The sequence below is a fragment of the Bradyrhizobium sp. USDA 4516 genome, from assembly GCF_054055915.1.
The window spans coordinates 1,138,867-1,154,724 of record NZ_JBSRXT010000001.1 but is presented as its reverse complement, the minus strand read 5'-3'; the positions used below and the strand labels follow the sequence as shown (position 1 = coordinate 1,154,724).

18 protein-coding genes are annotated in these 15,858 nt (G+C 64.4%); 10 read left to right on the top strand and 8 right to left on the bottom strand.

The annotated features are described in order from the left end of the window. Nucleotides 1-88: 88 nt before the first annotated feature. On the bottom strand, nucleotides 89-1,135 hold the full coding sequence (gene hemE, locus ACVI1L_RS05460; RefSeq protein WP_057016932.1) for a uroporphyrinogen decarboxylase: 1,047 nt from the start codon (nucleotides 1,133-1,135) through the stop codon (nucleotides 89-91). Nucleotides 1,136-1,256: 121 nt separating this feature from the next. Between hemE and ACVI1L_RS05455 the strand changes: the two genes are divergently transcribed. Then, a complete protein-coding gene (locus tag ACVI1L_RS05455) occupies nucleotides 1,257-1,442 on the top strand; it encodes a hypothetical protein (RefSeq protein WP_028333252.1) in 186 nt (61 codons plus the stop codon). 123 nt (nucleotides 1,443-1,565) lie between these two features. Here ACVI1L_RS05455 and ACVI1L_RS05450 read toward each other — a convergent pair whose 3' ends face one another. The 3 genes from ACVI1L_RS05450 to ACVI1L_RS05440 all read right to left on the bottom strand — a co-directional run bounded on the left by ACVI1L_RS05450 (nucleotide 1,566) and on the right by ACVI1L_RS05440 (nucleotide 4,092). After that, entirely contained in the window at nucleotides 1,566-1,853 is a 288-nt protein-coding gene (locus tag ACVI1L_RS05450; RefSeq protein ID WP_229189556.1) for a PilZ domain-containing protein, read from the bottom strand. A 153-nt stretch (nucleotides 1,854-2,006) separates the two neighbouring features. Next, nucleotides 2,007-3,677: a pilus assembly protein TadG-related protein gene (locus ACVI1L_RS05445; protein ID WP_076826093.1), complete on the bottom strand. Its 1,671-nt coding sequence runs from the start codon at nucleotides 3,675-3,677 to the stop codon at nucleotides 2,007-2,009. Between the two features lies 1 nt (nucleotide 3,678). Next, the gene (locus ACVI1L_RS05440) at nucleotides 3,679-4,092 is read right to left on the bottom strand and encodes a TadE/TadG family type IV pilus assembly protein (RefSeq protein WP_057016934.1); all 414 of its coding nucleotides are present in this window, start codon (nucleotides 4,090-4,092) and stop codon (nucleotides 3,679-3,681) included. A 336-nt stretch (nucleotides 4,093-4,428) separates the two neighbouring features. On the opposite strand from ACVI1L_RS05440, the gene ACVI1L_RS05435 reads away from it, so the two are divergent. After that, entirely contained in the window at nucleotides 4,429-5,361 is a 933-nt protein-coding gene (locus ACVI1L_RS05435; protein WP_456782452.1) for a LysR family transcriptional regulator, read from the top strand. A gap of 29 nt (nucleotides 5,362-5,390) precedes the next feature. On the opposite strand, the gene ACVI1L_RS05430 is transcribed toward ACVI1L_RS05435, so the two are convergent. Both ACVI1L_RS05430 and trhO read right to left on the bottom strand, forming a co-directional pair. Next, on the bottom strand, nucleotides 5,391-5,606 hold the full coding sequence (locus ACVI1L_RS05430; RefSeq protein WP_057016935.1) for a SlyX family protein: 216 nt from the start codon (nucleotides 5,604-5,606) through the stop codon (nucleotides 5,391-5,393). Further along, nucleotides 5,599-6,390, bottom strand: a complete 792-nt coding sequence (gene trhO, locus ACVI1L_RS05425; RefSeq protein ID WP_456782451.1) for an oxygen-dependent tRNA uridine(34) hydroxylase TrhO — start codon at nucleotides 6,388-6,390, stop codon at nucleotides 5,599-5,601. The genes ACVI1L_RS05430 and trhO overlap by 8 nt, the downstream gene beginning before the upstream one ends. A 181-nt stretch (nucleotides 6,391-6,571) precedes the next feature. On the opposite strand from trhO, the gene ggt reads away from it, so the two are divergent. The 3 genes from ggt to ACVI1L_RS05410 all read left to right on the top strand — a co-directional run bounded on the left by ggt (nucleotide 6,572) and on the right by ACVI1L_RS05410 (nucleotide 9,934). Next, nucleotides 6,572-8,158, top strand: a complete 1,587-nt coding sequence (gene ggt / locus ACVI1L_RS05420) for a gamma-glutamyltransferase (protein ID WP_076826098.1) — start codon at nucleotides 6,572-6,574, stop codon at nucleotides 8,156-8,158. A gap of 263 nt (nucleotides 8,159-8,421) precedes the next feature. Next, nucleotides 8,422-8,880 (top strand): FKBP-type peptidyl-prolyl cis-trans isomerase, encoded by a 459-nt coding sequence (locus ACVI1L_RS05415; RefSeq protein WP_143270760.1) that lies wholly within the window; start codon nucleotides 8,422-8,424, stop codon nucleotides 8,878-8,880. 46 nt (nucleotides 8,881-8,926) lie between these two features. Beyond that, on the top strand, nucleotides 8,927-9,934 hold the full coding sequence (locus ACVI1L_RS05410) for a D-2-hydroxyacid dehydrogenase family protein (RefSeq protein ID WP_456782450.1): 1,008 nt from the start codon (nucleotides 8,927-8,929) through the stop codon (nucleotides 9,932-9,934). A 57-nt stretch (nucleotides 9,935-9,991) separates the two neighbouring features. On the opposite strand, the gene ACVI1L_RS05405 is transcribed toward ACVI1L_RS05410, so the two are convergent. After that, complete coding sequence (locus ACVI1L_RS05405) at nucleotides 9,992-10,195, bottom strand: CsbD family protein (protein ID WP_253589280.1); 204 nt, start codon at nucleotides 10,193-10,195, stop codon at nucleotides 9,992-9,994. A gap of 146 nt (nucleotides 10,196-10,341) precedes the next feature. On the opposite strand from ACVI1L_RS05405, the gene ACVI1L_RS05400 reads away from it, so the two are divergent. Further along, complete coding sequence (locus ACVI1L_RS05400; protein WP_028338582.1) at nucleotides 10,342-10,860, top strand: cupin domain-containing protein; 519 nt, start codon at nucleotides 10,342-10,344, stop codon at nucleotides 10,858-10,860. 130 nt (nucleotides 10,861-10,990) lie between these two features. Then, nucleotides 10,991-11,728 (top strand): enoyl-CoA hydratase/isomerase family protein, encoded by a 738-nt coding sequence (locus ACVI1L_RS05395; protein ID WP_456782449.1) that lies wholly within the window; start codon nucleotides 10,991-10,993, stop codon nucleotides 11,726-11,728. Nucleotides 11,729-11,860: 132 nt separating this feature from the next. On the opposite strand, the gene ACVI1L_RS05390 is transcribed toward ACVI1L_RS05395, so the two are convergent. Next, entirely contained in the window at nucleotides 11,861-13,387 is a 1,527-nt protein-coding gene (locus ACVI1L_RS05390; protein WP_456782448.1) for an amidohydrolase family protein, read from the bottom strand. Nucleotides 13,388-13,603: 216 nt separating this feature from the next. Between ACVI1L_RS05390 and ACVI1L_RS05385 the strand changes: the two genes are divergently transcribed. The 3 genes from ACVI1L_RS05385 (at nucleotide 13,604) to ACVI1L_RS05375 (ending at nucleotide 15,682) form a co-directional block, all read left to right on the top strand. After that, entirely contained in the window at nucleotides 13,604-14,620 is a 1,017-nt protein-coding gene (locus ACVI1L_RS05385) for an alpha/beta hydrolase (RefSeq protein ID WP_456782447.1), read from the top strand. 106 nt (nucleotides 14,621-14,726) lie between these two features. After that, nucleotides 14,727-15,164: a VOC family protein gene (locus tag ACVI1L_RS05380; RefSeq protein ID WP_168857248.1), complete on the top strand. Its 438-nt coding sequence runs from the start codon at nucleotides 14,727-14,729 to the stop codon at nucleotides 15,162-15,164. A 29-nt stretch (nucleotides 15,165-15,193) separates the two neighbouring features. Then, complete coding sequence (locus tag ACVI1L_RS05375) at nucleotides 15,194-15,682, top strand: VOC family protein (protein ID WP_456782446.1); 489 nt, start codon at nucleotides 15,194-15,196, stop codon at nucleotides 15,680-15,682. Nucleotides 15,683-15,858: the final 176 nt, after the last annotated feature.

The following is a 15,858-nucleotide window of genomic DNA, read 5'->3' as shown; positions in this document are numbered from 1 at the left end:
CCCTTCGAGACGCGCGCAAGAGCGCGCTCCTCCAGCGACAAAGGCGAAGCCTTTGCGCGGTGACGGTGATAGAGTGGGCGACTGGACGTCAGCCCTTATACGCGCGCACCCGTGCGACCATCTGCTCGACATGGGCGATCGGCGTCTCGGGGAGGATGCCGTGCCCGAGATTGAAGATCATCCGCCCCTTGCCGAAGTTCTCCAGCACATCGTCCACCGCGCGGTCGAGCGCGGCGCCGCCGGCGATCAGGGCCAGCGGATCGAGATTGCCCTGCACCGCGACGCGGCTTTGCACGCGCTCGCGGATCATCGACGGCTCGGTGGCCCAATCGATCGAGACCGCATCGACGCCGGTTTGCTCGATATAGGCCGGCAGCATGCCTGCCGCGCCGCGCGGGAAGCCGATGATCCTGGCATCGGGGACTTGCTTGCGCACCCCGGCCACGATGCGCCGGGTCGGCTCGATCGCCCAGCGGGCGAACTCGCGCGGCGGCAGCACGCCGGCCCAAGTGTCGAAGATCTGCAGGCAGTCGGCACCGGCCTTCAACTGGCCGACGAGATAGTGGATCGAGTTCTCGACCAGCACGTCGATGATCTTGGCGAACGCATCCGGATGGCGGTAGGCAAGCATCCGCGCGGGTGCCTGGTCCGGCGTGCCCTGTCCGGCCACCATGTAGGTCGCAACCGTCCACGGTGCGCCGCAGAAGCCGATCAGTGCGATCTCGGGGGCGAGTTCGCGACGGACGCGGCGCAGTGCTTCAAAAACCGGCTCGAGCGTGTCGAAGTTGGCATCGGTTGCCAACGTCGCGATTTCGCCGGGCGTTGCCAGCGGATCGAGCCGCGGTCCTTCGCCGGCCTCGAAGCGCACCGAGCGGCCGAGCGCGTAGGGGATTACCAGGATGTCGGAGAAGATGATCGCGGCGTCGAAGTTGAACCGGCGGATCGGCTGCAGCGTGACCTCGGCGGCGAATTCGGGCGTGAAGCAGAGATCGAGGAAGCCGCCGGCCTTGGCGCGCAGCTCGCGATATTCCGGCAGATAGCGGCCGGCCTGCCGCATCATCCAGAGCGGCGGCACGGCCTGGCGGTGGCCCGATAGCACGTCGATGAGCGGCTTCTTGGTGGGATCCTGGGGCACGCGGATAGTTCCTGATCACGGTCAAATTTGCGCCCCTGATACACGCTGCAGCGCAATGGGCCAAGGCGGTTCTGGAACCCCCCTTTGCGCGGCCGCGTTGTCCCCCGAATGGAGGGACGACATGGCCGACAAATTCGATCCTGCCCCGCACGACAAGCATGCCGAGAAGCCGCACGAGGCGCAGGCTGCCGACCGCAAGGCCCGCACCCGGCTGAAGGAGGGGCTCGAGGATACCTTCCCGGCCTCCGATCCGGTCAGCGCCACGCAGCCCGCGCCGTCAAAGCACGACGGCAATCGGGACAATTAGCTGGTGTATGCCAGCGCCTGCTAACCACGATGCCAAGAGAGTTCCACATGCGGCGAACTATTCGCCGCGGAGCGATGGCCCGGAGCACCGGGCCCGTCCGCATACCGTGATCGCCGGGATAGTCTAGACGGGGCCGCTTGCGGGGCGCTGCATCCGGTCAGATTCGAAGGTCACGCCGAGCCGGCGCTCCAGGCGCCAGGCCACAATGCAGTGCCGCCGGATCGGTTCGCTCTCGATCTCGAGGTCGAACGCGAGCGGGATTGCGACGTCGCTTTCCACGGCGAGCCCCGCACCGCCGGTCGAGAGGTTGAGCACAAGACATCCGACACTGCTGTTGCGGAAGAAGATCGTCCCGCGCTTCAGCAGGATCGTTCGTTGGCTGTCGGTCTTGTATCTTATCGTTGTGCTCACGGCAGTCTCCTACCCCCGATGTGATGCCCGTCGCGATCGGTCCCCTCAAGCGCGATGGTCGCGCTTTCGCTTCTTTGTTCGAGCATGATCTCCGCGCAAACGCTTTGCGTTTGTCGCGAGGGAAAACCGCTTCGTACTCTTCCGGATCATGCTCTAGTTCACCAGCACGGCGCCATCGCAGCGGATGCCCAGCACCCAAACGTCGACCTGGCCGAGCCCTATGCCGAGCGTCGCGAGCAGCGACGCGAGCACCTGATCGACTGAACTCGTCACGCCGTTCAGGATGCTCATGACGAGCGCCCCCAATCCCGGGATCGGCAGCCCGAGCGGGCCGAGATTGATGGTCAGCGAGAGGTCGCCGAGCAGACTTCCTGTCAGCGATGAAAGGAAGTTGGTCGTCGTCACCGTCTTCTTGGTGCCCGACTGGATGTCGCTGTAGCTGAAATTGACATTGGTCGGCGTGGTGTTGCCCATGCCGGCATGGGCGAGGCCGGTGACGGTGGCGAGACCAAGGTTGACCAGTGTCGCCGGCGGCGGATTGGGCTTGGTCGTGAAGTTGGTCATGTCGGCGATCGTGACGTTGCCGATCCATGCATCCACGATCCCAGGCGTCACGCCGATCGTGACCTGCGAGGTGTTGATGTTGGGGTGGCCGCAGGACACCGCGTTGAGTGTCGCGGTACCCGAGGCGACCTCGACATAGACCGGGAGATTGATCGCAGACACGGTGCCGGAGCCGAGCACATTGATCGTCGCCAGGATCCTGGTCTGCGCGGTGTGGACGCTCACACCCTGGGTGCCGATCGCGATCCAACTCGAGCCGACCGGTCGCTCGCCGATCGTTGCGATCACGGAGACGTTGGCGATGCCGGGCAGGCCGAGATTGATCGAAGTCGCGATCTGATGGTTGCCGTTGGCGATCTGGGCCACCGTGGAAATCAGGTCGAACACCGAAACGCTGGCGCCGACCTTGGGTTTCTGCCCCACCGTGAGATTGGCGAAGGGACCGAGGTCGACCAGCGTGCCCGGCGAAATCTTGGTGGTGGAGCCGGTGACGGCCTGGGAGATCGTCGACAGCGCGGTGGTCGCCGCGTTGGCGCCGTTGGTGATCTGCTGGGTGGTCAGCGCCGACGCGACGATGTCGCCGACCTTGATGTTGCTGCTCAGCAGGTCGCTATAGGTGACGCCGGTCAGGTTGACCCGGGTCGCCAGTGCCGACAGGAAATCCAGTGCGTCGATCTTGGCGCTGATCAGCGCGTTGTAGTCCATCACCGAGAGCGACAGCGTGGTGCCGAGCATCGAGCCGAGCAGCGCATTGAGCGCGCCGCCGTTGACCGAGAGCAGCCTCGACCCGATCGCGAACGAGGCCATTTCGGTCGATGTCGCGGTGGCGGTCGTCTTGATGGTGAAGCTGTTCGCGCCGGTGAGGTACCGCGCGAAGTAGAGCGGGGTCTGGGTGTTCAGCGTGACCCGCGCGGCGTTGGGAGTGCCGACCGCCGGGGTCACGAAACGGGCCTGCGGCGCGATGGCGCTGTTTGCGGTGTAGGTTCCTGTCTCGACCTTGACCAGCGCACTGGCCGGGTACTTGTTCTGCGTAACCGTCGCGGTGGCGGCGTTGACCGGATTGTTCAGGTTGGCGGCGGCGACGATCGCGGCGAGATCGGCGGTGCTCTGCGTCTTGCGCCGGTCGGCGAAGATCGTGCCGAGATCGATGGCGAGCCCGGCGCACCCGATCAGGAGCGTCATCAGGCCGGCGCTGATCATCGCGAAGTTTCCTCGTTCGTCGGCGCCGAAGCGCCGCATCAGCATGAGGACGCCTCTCATCCTAGAATCCCCCGTACTGAATCGCCGCGGAGCGGACGATGGTGCTCGCCGGGGCGGGGACGAAGGGCAGCTTGTAGATGAAGTTGCCGGCCGCGTTGTAGTTGACCGTCACGACGTAGACGTTGGCATTCGATGGAGACGGCGCGGCATTGACCGTGAGATTGCCGGGAACGAGCAATGGATAGGTCGACGCGTTGGCGGTGACATAGCTCGTCGCGAGGCTGTTGCGTTCGGTGTCGGTCATTCCCGCGATGGATGACCGCGCCGCTTCGGCGGCGAGTTGCTGAACGCCATGCACCATGGCGAGATACGAGCCGAAGACGATGATGCCGAAAATGAAGGCAAGAAACAGCGGCAGCATCAGCGCGAATTCGACGGCGGACGCACCGCTTCGGCAGCGAAAAAAACTGGTCATTGCAACACACCTCGAAACGCCAACGACGACGTCACGTTGCGAGGCTTTGATTAAGGAAAACTATGAAAACGCTTTCACGAATCAGCGGCCGCAATTCAGACTTATCGGGTCAGTGAAGCATTATGGGGCGATCAGAATATTTGATGCGATACCCGCAAAAACCCGGGGTGTGGTGCGGTTGAGGTGCTGCAGCGTGTGGAGATGTAGTTGTTGGATACCGTGATATGCGGAGCAATGCACGTAACAATACATATGACCTGCAATATCAGTGCCTTGGCGGGTAATTGTGGCTAAACGAAAGTGCAACCAAATGTTAGTATAGCCTGATGGCATACTGTGGAGATTGGAATTGCGTCCCGTGCTGAGACTGGAGGGCTCGCGATGCATAGACCGCGTCAGCATTTGAATATTCCTACTGAAATCGTTCGTACCGTCGTTGCGATCGCGGAGACAGGCAGCCTGTCGAAAGCCGGGGAGCGTCTCGGCCTCAGCCAGCCGGCGATCAGTTCGCAGGTCAAGCGCCTGCAAAGCCTGATTGGTGGCGCACTCTTCGTCAGAACCGCAAACGGCACCACGACCACCGAGCTCGGCAAGGTCGCCGTGCAGCAGGCGAGGCGCATCCTCGAAGCCAACGATCAACTGCTTCGGCTCGGCGGCAATCATGAAGGACCCCAGCCGTTGCGGCTGGGAATCAGCACGATGCTCGCGGAGGAATTCCTGAAGCTGCATCCCTCCGATGCACTCGCCGACGTTCTGCTGCACGCCGACATGTCACCGGCCGTCATCAGGGGGGTGATCGACGGCTACATCGACATCGCGTTCGTCTACAGCAACCCTTCGCAGGAGAACGAAGACGAGGTGACGATCGCCGCCGAAGCCGAGGAGCGGTCGGTGTGGGTGCGATCGCGCGATTTTGTGCTGCGGCCGGGCGCCCCGATCCCGATCCTGGCCTGGCCAGGTGACGACTGGATGATCCGGACGCTCACCAAGCACAACATCACGTACAAGATCGTGTTCAGGAGCCCGAACCACCAGCTGCGACTGGAAGCCGCCCGGGCCGGGTACGGCCTGACGGCGTGCCCCGAGCGGATGATCCCGTCCTCGCTGATCTCGGCGAAGGACTATTATCTTCCGGAGCTTCCGTTGCAGAAGCGCCTGCTGTGCGTTCGCCCTGGTCTCGAAGGCAGCCGCGCCACGGCGATGGTGCAGCGGTTGTCCAGCCTGTTCTTCAGCGGCGCGAAGCCGATGCGTCAGGTGAGCAACATGTAGCTGGTGCTGCCGCGGTCCGGCGGCACCGATCAATAGTGCGGTGGGCGTTCGTTGGCGGGGCCGGGCGCCTGGCGTTCGGCCTCCTGAAGCCGGTCGCGCAACTCGGCGATCTGGCGCGTCAGCGCGTCGATCTGCTTCCATTGTGCCGTGATGGTCTGGTTCAGCGTCTCGATGGTTTCGTCCTGATAGGTCAGGCGAACCTCCAGCGCATCGATCCGCTCGCTCAGCTTGGCCGTGTCATTCATGGACGGCAGCCTCGCAGGGGGTACTCTCGCGCTCCGCGTCGCTCGAACGCGCACCCGCACGCTCGCGCAGGCCGTGGCCGAGCGCGACACGCTCGTCGAACACAAAACAGTCGCCGCGCCAGCGGCTGTCCAGCTGCGGGGTTTCCTCGAGATATTTCAGAATGCCGCCCTTGAGGTGATAGACCTCGGCAAAACCTTGCGCGAGCAGATAGGCGCTGGCCTTCTCGCAGCGGATGCCGCCGGTGCAGAACATCGCAATCCTGCGGTGCTTGGCCGGATCGAGGTTTCGCGCCGCAAATTCCTTGAATTGTCCAAAGCTCGCGATCCTGGGATCCACCGCGCCTTCGAACGTGCCCATCGCGACCTCGAACGCGTTGCGGGTATCGAGCACCATGATGTCAGGCGCGGCGATCAGCTCGTTCCAGTCGGCGGCATCGACATAGGTGCCGACCTGCCGCGTCGGATCGACCGTGGTGTCGCCGAGCGTGACGATCTCCTTTTTCAGCCGCACCTTGAGCCGCTGGAATGGCATCTGCGCCGCTTCGGAGAACTTCAGCTCGAGATTGTCGAGGCGGCCGCCGAACAGCGCTCCGTGCCTGAGCTCCGCAACGAAGTCATCGATGCCTTGGTCGGTGCCGGCAATGGTGCCGTTGATGCCCTCATGGGCGAGCAGCACGCTGCCCCTGAGATCGAGCGCGGCGCAGAACGCGCGCAGCGGCTCGCGCAGCGCGCGGAAGTCCGGCAGCGCGGCGAACTGGTAGAAGGCGGCGACCTTGAAGGGCATCGCCGGGGTTTATCAGGCCGGCCAGGCCGGCGAAACCCGCAAAGCCATGCATTGTCGGGATAATTCCCCTGGCATGCCAGGCATTGCTCAGCCGGGGATGAGTGTGCCATGTACTTTGTACTCCCTTGGCATCATCCGCCGCAGCCGCATCAGACCATCACGATCAAGCGAGCACTCCGTTATGAGGAATTTCCATTTCGCCGGCCGTTCCACGGTCCACGCCCAGAACGCGATGGTGGCGACGTCGCATCCGGAAGCGGCGCTCGCGGCCATCGAGGTGATGCGCGAGGGCGGCACGGCCGCCGACGCGGCGGTTGCAGCCTGCGCGCTGCTCGGCGTCATCGAGCCGCAATCGACCGGCATCGGCGGCGACTGCTTCGCGCTGATCCAGCCGCGGGGAGAAGGCAAGATCACCGCCTATAACGGCAGCGGCCGGGCGCCGATGGCGGCGACCGCCGACTGGTATCTCGAGCGCAAGATCCATTCGGTGCCGCTGACCTCGGCACATGCGGTCAGCATTCCCGGCGCGGTCGATGCTTGGGACGTGATCCTGAAGGACCACGGCAAGTTCGGCTTCGACCGGCTGCTGCAGCCCGCGATCAAGGCCGCCGAAGAGGGCTACGTGGTCGCGCCGCGCATCGCCTTCGACTGGAAGAACGGCTTCGAGAAGCTGAAGAACGGCACCAACACCGAGCGCTATCTGTTGCCGCACGGCAGGCCCGCGGTTGCCGGCGACGTGATCCGCCAGCCCGAGCTCGGCAAGACGCTGCGCGCGATCGCGCAAAAGGGCCGCGACGCCTTCTATAGCGGCGAGATCGCCGCCGACATGGTCGACACGCTGCGCGGCATCGGCGGCCTGCACACGCTCGAGGACTTCGCCGCGCACTCGACCGAGGCGACCTCGCCGATCGGCACGATGTACAAGGGCTACGACGTCTGGCAGTGCCCGCCGAACGGCCCCGGCATCACCATGCTGGTCATGCTCAACATCCTGTCGCGCTTCGACCTGACCAAGTTCAAGCCGCTCAGCATCGAGCGCTTCCATCTCGAGGCCGAGGCGGCACGCATCGCCTACATGATGCGCGAGCAGCATATCGGCGATCCCCAGCACGTGCATGTCGACGTTGCCGGCATCCTCGCCAGGGAATTCGCCGAAGAGCACATCAAGAACATCCGGATGGACCGGCTGCTCGAACTGCCGAACGTCGCGCCGCCGATGAATCCGTCGACGGTCTACATCACGGTGGTCGACAAGGATCGCAACGTCTGCTCGTTCATCAATTCGATCGCGCATTCGTTCGGCTCGGCGATCGTCTCCAACAAGACCGGCGTCCTGCTGCAGAACCGCGCCGGCGGCTTCCGCATCCAGCCCGGACATCCGAATTGCATCGCACCGGGCAAGCGTCCGCTGCACACCATCATCCCGGCGCTGGTCACCAGGAACGGCCGTGCGCTGATGCCGTACGGCGTGATGGGCGGGCAGTACCAGCCGGTCGGCCAGACCCGTGTGCTGACCAACATGCTCGACTATGGCTGCGACATTCAGGAAGCCATCGATATGCCGCGCGGCCTGCACTACGAAGGCGTCTACCAGCTCGAGGACTCTGTGCCGGCGGAGATCGTCGAAGGCCTGAAGAAGATCGGTCACAAGACCACCAGCGTGGTCGCGCCGCTCGGCGGCGGGCAGGGCATCTGGATCGATTGGGACAAGGGGACGCTGACCGGCGGCTCCGATCCGCGCAAGGACGGCTGCGCGCTCGGCTACTGATTGTCGCGGCCGATCAGGGGCCGGCGGAAACAAGGTGTTGTCGCGGGGATGGTGCTAGTCCTGCCCCGCGGAAGCCCGTCACCGGCATCACCTACTCATATCTGGCGGCGCAACTGATCGGTGATCTCATCGCGGGCGCGTCGTCGCCATTGATCGGCGATTTTGCGCTGGACCGCGACGGCGGCATGGCCGGTCACTGAAAAATGGCTAGGGATTCGACCCGCACTGGGCTAGAGACGGCCGTCCTTCACGAGAGGTGCAAGATGCGATCTTCCCGACGCACGATCATCAAGACTGCATTCGCCGGCCTCGCGGCGGCAGTCTCCACGTCCGTTGTCAGCGGGACGGCAACGGCCCAAACTGCAGGAAAGCCCATGACCACAGCTTCAGGCCTCCAGATCATCGACAGCAAGGTCGGCACCGGCGCCTCGCCGAAGACCGGCCAGACCTGCGTCATGCACTACACCGGCTGGCTCTACGAGAACGGCCAGAAGGGCAAGAAATTCGACTCCTCCGTCGATCGCAACGAGCCGTTCGAGTTTCCGATCGGCCAGGGTCACGTGATCAAGGGCTGGGACGAGGGCGTCGCCACCATGAAGGTCGGCGGCAAGCGCACCCTGATCATCCCGCCGAACCTCGGCTACGGCGCGCGCGGCGCCGGCGGCGTGATCCCGCCGAACGCCACGCTGTTGTTCGACGTCGAACTGCTTGGCGTCAAATAAGCCGATGGGCGTCAAGTAACCGGCCCACAGCAACAGGGGCGCAGCGATGAAGATTTCGATCCTCGACGATTATTTCGACACGCTGCGCACCCTCGATTGCTACCGCAAGCTCGACGGGTATGACGTCAAGATCTGGAACGATCATGTCCAGGACGTCGATGCGCTCGCCGAACGGCTGCGCGATACCGAAGCGCTGGTCCTGATCCGCGAGCGAACCCAGATCCGCACGCCGCTGCTCGAACGTCTGCCGAAGCTGAAGCTGATCAGCCAGCGCAGCGTCTATCCGCATATCGACATCGACACCTGCACGCGGCTTGGCATCATCGTGTCGTCGAGCCAGCATGCCGATACGCCGTCCTACGCCACCGCCGAGTTCACCTGGGGCATGATCCTTGCGGCGATGCGCGCGATCCCGCAACAGATGGCGGCGCTCAAGGCCGGCAAGTGGCAGATCGGCGTTGGCCATACGCTGCGCGGCAAGACGCTCGGCATCTATGGCTATGGTCGCATCGGCGCCGTGGTCGCGGGCTATGGCAAGGCGTTCGGCATGAACGTGCTGGTCTGGGCGCGCGAGCCGGCGATGGCGAAGGCGCGTGCCGACGGCTATGAGACATCAGCCAGCAAGGCGGATTTCTTCGCCCGCTGCGACGTGCTGTCGCTGCATATGCGGCTGGTCGACGCGACGCGCGGCATCGTCAAGGCGGAAGACCTCGCGCGGATGAAGCAGACCGCGCTGATCGTCAACACCAGCCGCGCGCCGCTGATCGAGCCCGGCGCGCTGGTCAACGCGCTGCGTGCCGGCCGGCCAGGCATGGCCGCGATCGACGTCTACGAGAAGGAGCCGCTGCGCGACACGGCGGACCCGCTGCTCAACATGGACAATGTGGTCTGCACGCCGCATCTCGGCTACGTCTCGCGCGACGAGTACGAAATCCAGTTCACCGACATCTTCGACCAGATATTGGCCTACGCGGCCGGCACGCCGACCAATGTCGTGAACCCGGATGTGCTGGCACATCCGGATGTGCTGGCACGTCCGCGCCCGCGCGGCTGAGCAGCGTCGTTCATGCTCGATCGGCCGGCTCGATGGGGCGGCCGTGTCATCTCTCGTTCAGCGAGGCCAGTGAGCCGCTGAGGTCACCCTGCCGACGATGCTCTTGATGCCGCCGAGTGCCTTCTGTCCCTTGCCCTTGGCTTCCAGGATCGCGCCTCTGCCCTGCATCGCCGGAGAGCTGGTGACCTTGCCAAGACGCCGCTTGAACCTGCCGATCGCCTCGTTGGCCGTGCCCTTGATCCTATCGGTCGTGCTACCCATGAAATTACTCCTTCGGAATACGCTGAGGTAACGCGCCGGAACATGGCGATGTTCCGATTCGGCGAGGTTCCGATTTTCCGCTCGCCTGCGCGGCTGCTTTTCGCTAGCGTTCCACGCACGAAATCAGGCCAACGAAAGCAAGAATGATGAGCGGTTCCCACGATCACACCCATTCCCACGACCATCACCATCACGACGACGAGCGCTGGAAGCACGACGGCGTCCGCGTGATTCCCGGCAACCAGCTCGATCCGAACGTGCCGTCGACCGCCGGCATGGACCGCAAGGCCGCGATCAATTTTGCCCGGGTCGGGGCGCAGAAATTGTGGGCAGGCACCGTCAGCATCAAGCCGGATGCCAAGACCGGCGCGCATCATCACGGCCATCTCGAAAGCATCATCTATGTCGTGAAGGGCAAGGCGCGGATGCGCTGGGGCGAGAAGCTGCAGTTCACCGCCGAGGCCGGCCCCGGCGACTTCATCTTCGTGCCGCCCTACGTGCCGCATCAGGAGATCAACGCCAGCCGCGACGAGGTGCTGGAATGCGTGCTGGTGCGCTCCGACGGCGAGGCGGTCGCGATCAATCTCGACATCGAGCCGATCGAGAAGCCGGAGACCGTGCTGTGGGTCGACCCGGTGCACCGCCATCCCGACGAGAAGAAATAGCGCGCGGCGCCGCTATGCTGTCATTCCGGGGCTCGCGAAGCGAGAACCCGGAATCTCGAGGTTCCGGGTTCGCGCTATGCGCGCCCCGGAACGACATCCCAGGAAGGGCTGAGATACCAGGGAGGCCAGCATGACGCTCGTGCGTTACGAGAGCGCCGACCACGTCGCGACCATCACGATGGACCGCGTCTCCTCGCACAACGCGCTCAACAATGCGCTGTGCGACGAGCTGCAAAATGCCTGGCGGCGCTTTCGCGACAGCGATGACCGCGTCGCGGTGCTGGCTTCGGCCGAGGAGAAGTACTTCTGTGTCGGCGCCGACGTCCGGGATTTCCCCGCCAATATGTGGCAGGCGGTGCCCGGGCTCGGTGTCGAGCTGGACAAGCCGGTGATCGCGGCGACCTCGGGCTGGGTGGTGGGCGGCGGCTTCGTTCTGGTGCAGATGGCCGACATCTGCGTCGCCTCGGAGACGACGCGGTTCGTCTATCCGGAAGCCAAGATCGGCACCACCGGCGGCGGTGTCTCCTCGGTGCTGGCCCGCATGCCGCACAAGATCGCGATGGAGTTCCTGCTCGTCGGCGAGGAGCTGTCGGCCGAGCGGGCCTACCAGATCGGCTTCGTCAACCGCATCACGCCACCGGGGCAGCACCTTGCGGCGGCGCAGGAGCTGGCGGCCAAGATCGCGGGCAACGCGCCGCTGGTGGTGCAGGCGCTCAAGAATCTCGCCCGTGACGCGATGCCGAAGGGGCCGCTGGAGACGGTCGCCGAGGTGCGCCGGCAGCTCGACGCCATCAAGGACAGCGACGACCTCAAGGAAGGCGCCAGGGCGTTCAGCGAGAAGCGCAAGCCCAGGTTTACGGGGAAGTGACCTTTTCCGTCATTGCGAGGGGCTCGCGACAAAATTGCAGGCAATCTTGCGCTGAAGCGACGAAGCAATCCATCTGTCCCTGAGCGGAGATATGGATTGCTTCGCTGCGCTCGCAATGACGGGGCCTAACCCCTACGCAAACACCCGGTGATCGATCACACCGTTCGGTACGACATAGCCGTAACGCGTGTTCGACGGTTCGGGGCCGGCCTTCTCATACTGCGCCTTCATCATCGCAAAGCGGTCGCCCTTGAGGTCGAGCATCGCGCGCTTCGGCTGGATGTTGTAGAGCCGGGCGTTGTTGTCGCCGAAGATCGCCGTCTTGACCGGCCCGTCGGCGGGGCCGAGCGGCGCGTAACCGAACTTCTTTTGCATCATCTCGGGGATCTCCAGCCGCCGCAGGCCCTCGATCTGCCATTGCGGCGCGCCGGTCCACAGCGCATCGGTACCCCAGCAGACGTGGTCGGCGCCGAGCCCCTTGATCAAGGTACCCATCAGCGCGGCGCAGACATTGGGCTCGGCGACCAGCGTGGTCGCGAACAATTGTCCGACGTCGCCATAGACATTGTTGACGCCGTACTGCGCCGGGATGTCGGCGAGATCCGAGGTCCAGGCGATGCGGCCGGTGCGCTCGAACTCGGCGAGCGCGACCTTCGGATCGCCGCCGACATGGCGATAGGCCGAGTGGTAGATGATGAAGTTGAGCTGCGGCCAGTCCTTGGCGGCCTTTCCGACATCGGCAACGTCGGCGAAGCCGCGCAGATTCGGATACTGTTTCTCGATCCCGGGCGGAAACAGTCCCTTGTGGACGCAGACGTTCTTGATGCCCGCCTTCACCATCTTCTCATAACCCTTGTAGGCGACCTTCTCGTCGTCCAGCCGCCAGGGGTAGCGGCTGATCTCCTTGTGGGTGTTGTCGCCGATCGTGTAGCCCTTGCAGGATTCCGGCTTCAGCGCCAATGCGGCGTCGAGCTTGTCGAGCCAGCCGGGCTGCCCGGGCGTGAAGATGGCGTGGCAGAACACGCGCCGCGAGCCGGCCTCGTCGTTCATTTTCTTGCGCGCGTCGGCCATCTGCTCGTTGGTCAGGAACCAGTCCTGCTCGATATCCGACGGCGCCGAGGAGATCAGCGCGATCTTGGTGTCGGAATCGAGAAACATCTCCTTCTTGTAGTTGTCGAACTTGAGATCCTCGATGGTCTGCTCGTGATCGTTGAGCTCCTTGTTCCAGCCGGCCTTGCCGACCGCCTTGCGCATTTCCACAAAACCCATGATGCGGGTGTCGTCGCGCAGGAAATGCGTGTGCATGTCCATGATGAACTGGTCTTTCAGGGAGTTGGCGCGCTCCTGCGCCATTGCGGGTGTCGCGGCCTCCGCCGGCGTCACGACGAACAGCTCCCCGTAAACCTGGTTCATCGCGACGAAGGAGGCGGCCATGCCGGCCGCGGTCTGGAAGAATCTGCGGCGGTCGAGGCCCTGCTTGCCGCCGAGATCGTCGGCCATCGCGAGCAGCCGCGCCTCGACCTCGCGCTGACGTTCGTTCTGCGGGTCGGGATAGAATTCGTCGCTGGAGACGATCTGGGTCGGGATCGGCGTCTGGTGCTGGCACAGTTCGGAGGGCATCAAGGCGGCAAGTTCATCGTCGGTGAGATTGCTGCTCATTCTTCGCTCCCACTTCTCGCCGGATTTTTCCGGTCGGATCGCCGCGGAGACTAGGACCAAGTCCGCCCGTCGTCCGCGCCGTTTGCCGGAAAACGCATTCACAAAATCGTGCATCGGATTGGCGGAGGCGAGATGCGCCCGTCGCGCAACCGGACATGGGCGCTGCTATGCTCGATCGCGCCGTATCGGACGAAGAAATCCGGAAGGGAGCGAACCATGATGTCATCTGACCATTCGCGGCGCAGCATGATCAAAGGCATCGGCATTGCAACGGCCGCCGGCGTGTTCGGCGCAGCGTCGGCACAGGCCGCCACCGCGGTTCCTGCCGAAGGAGAAATATGGAGCAACGAATACTGGGCGAAGAAGGATGACATCCCCTTGTGGATGTTCCGCAAGCGGATCGGTGCGCCGAAGCCGGGCGAGCCGGCGCGGCCGGTGGTGTTCTTCGTCCACGGCTCGTCGGTGACATCACGGGTGTTCGACCTCACGGTGCCGGGCAAGGGCGAGTATTCGCTGCTGAACACATTTGCCCGCTACGGCTTCGATTGCTGGACCATGGACCACGAGAACTACGGCAAGTCCGGCCGCACGTCGGGCAATGCGGATATTGCAAGCGGCGTCGAGGATCTGAAGGCCGCGGTCGAGGTGATCGCGCGCGAGACCGGGCAGGGGCGATATCACTTCGTCGGCGAATCCTCGGGCGCGCTGCGGGCCGGCGCATTCGCGATGGCCGCGCCCGAGCGCATCGACCGGCTGGTGTTCGCCGCCTTCACCTACAAGGGCGAGGGCTCGCCGACGCTGGCAAAGCGCGCCGAGCAACTCGCCTATTACCGCAGTCACAACATGCGCAAGCGCGACCGCGACATGATCCGCTCGATCGCGACCCGCGACAGGCCCGGCACGTCGGACCCCGCCGTGGTCGAGCTGCTGGCCGATGTCGAAATGCAGTTCGGCGACCAGATCCCGACCGGCACCTATCTCGACATGACCGCCAATTTGCCGGTGGTGCATCCGGAGAAGGTGCTGGCGCCGGTGCTGCTGGTCCGCGGCGAATATGACGGCATCGCCGCGGTTCCGGACCTCGAGGAGTTCTTCAACAAGCTGCCGAACGGCGATCGGCAGTTCATCATCCTGCCCGGCACCGCCCATTCGGTGGCGCTTGCCACCAATCGGGAGCTGTTCTGGCATGTGACGCGGGCATTCCTGACCATGCCGACACCGATTGTGACCTGACGTCACCCTGCGGCAGGACGCCGCAAGAAAAATCGGCGCGGTGATGTCGGGACGCGGCGAGGCGGTTCGTCCTCGGGGCACAACCCCGCAAAAAGGAGCGCCTTTCATGGCCAAGCCGACAATGATCTTCGTCAACCTGCCGGTCAGCAATCTCGCCCACGCGACCGCCTTCTATGAGGCGATCGGCGCGACCAAGAACGCGCAATTTTCCGACCACACCGCCTCCTGCATGGTGATCTCCGACACGATTCACGTCATGCTGCTGACGCACGACAAGTTCCGCGAATTCACCCCGAAGAAAATTGCCGACACCAAAACCACGAGCGAAGTGCTGATCTGCCTGTCCGCCGACAGCCGCGACGCGGTCGACGGCTACGTTGCCAAGGCAACGGGCGCGGGCGGCAGCGCCGATCCGTCGCCGCAGCAGGATTACGGCTTCATGTACGGCCGCAGCTTCGAGGATCCCGATGGTCACATCTGGGAAGTGATGTGGATGGACGTCGAGGCGGCGATGAAGGCGCAGTCCGCCGCGGCGATCGCCTGATCGCATCCCGCCATCACGAGGAGCTCAGCATGTCGAAGGTATCGCCCTGCCTGTGGTTCAACGGCGAGGCCGAGGAGGCCGCGAACTTGTACGTCTCGCTGCTGCCCGGTTCGCGGATCGAGACCGTCCAGAAGAATGTCATCGACAGCCCCGGCGGAAAGGCCGGCACGGTGCTGCTGGTCGAATTCACGCTCGCCGGTCAGCGCTTCATGGCGCTGAACGGCGGGATGAGGATGGAGCATACCCACGCGGTCTCGTTCGCGATCGACTGTGTCGACCAGGCCGAGGTCGATCGTCTGTGGGACGCGTTGCTCGCGGCCGGCGGCACCGCCGAGCAGTGTGGCTGGCTGCGCGATCGCTATGGCGTCGCATGGCAGATCGTGCCGGCGGCGGTCCGCCAATATCTCGGCGGGTCCGACGCCGCCGGCGCTGCGCGCGTGATGCAGGCCGTGCTCGGGATGATCAAGCTCGATATCGAAGGCCTGCGCCGGGCCTATCAGGGTGAGGCGGCGGCGTGAGGTAGGGCTTCGCTGGCATCGCCCGGCTCGCCGCCTTCGCTAACGCTTCGGCGAGCCAGGGATTCGTGGCCTCGTCGACGCCTTGGCGTAGACGGACCGGGCGATCCAGCATTCCAGAGATTTCGGTGCTCGGCCGACAGGCCGCGGCGTACTCGATGCCCCGCATGAAGCGGGCA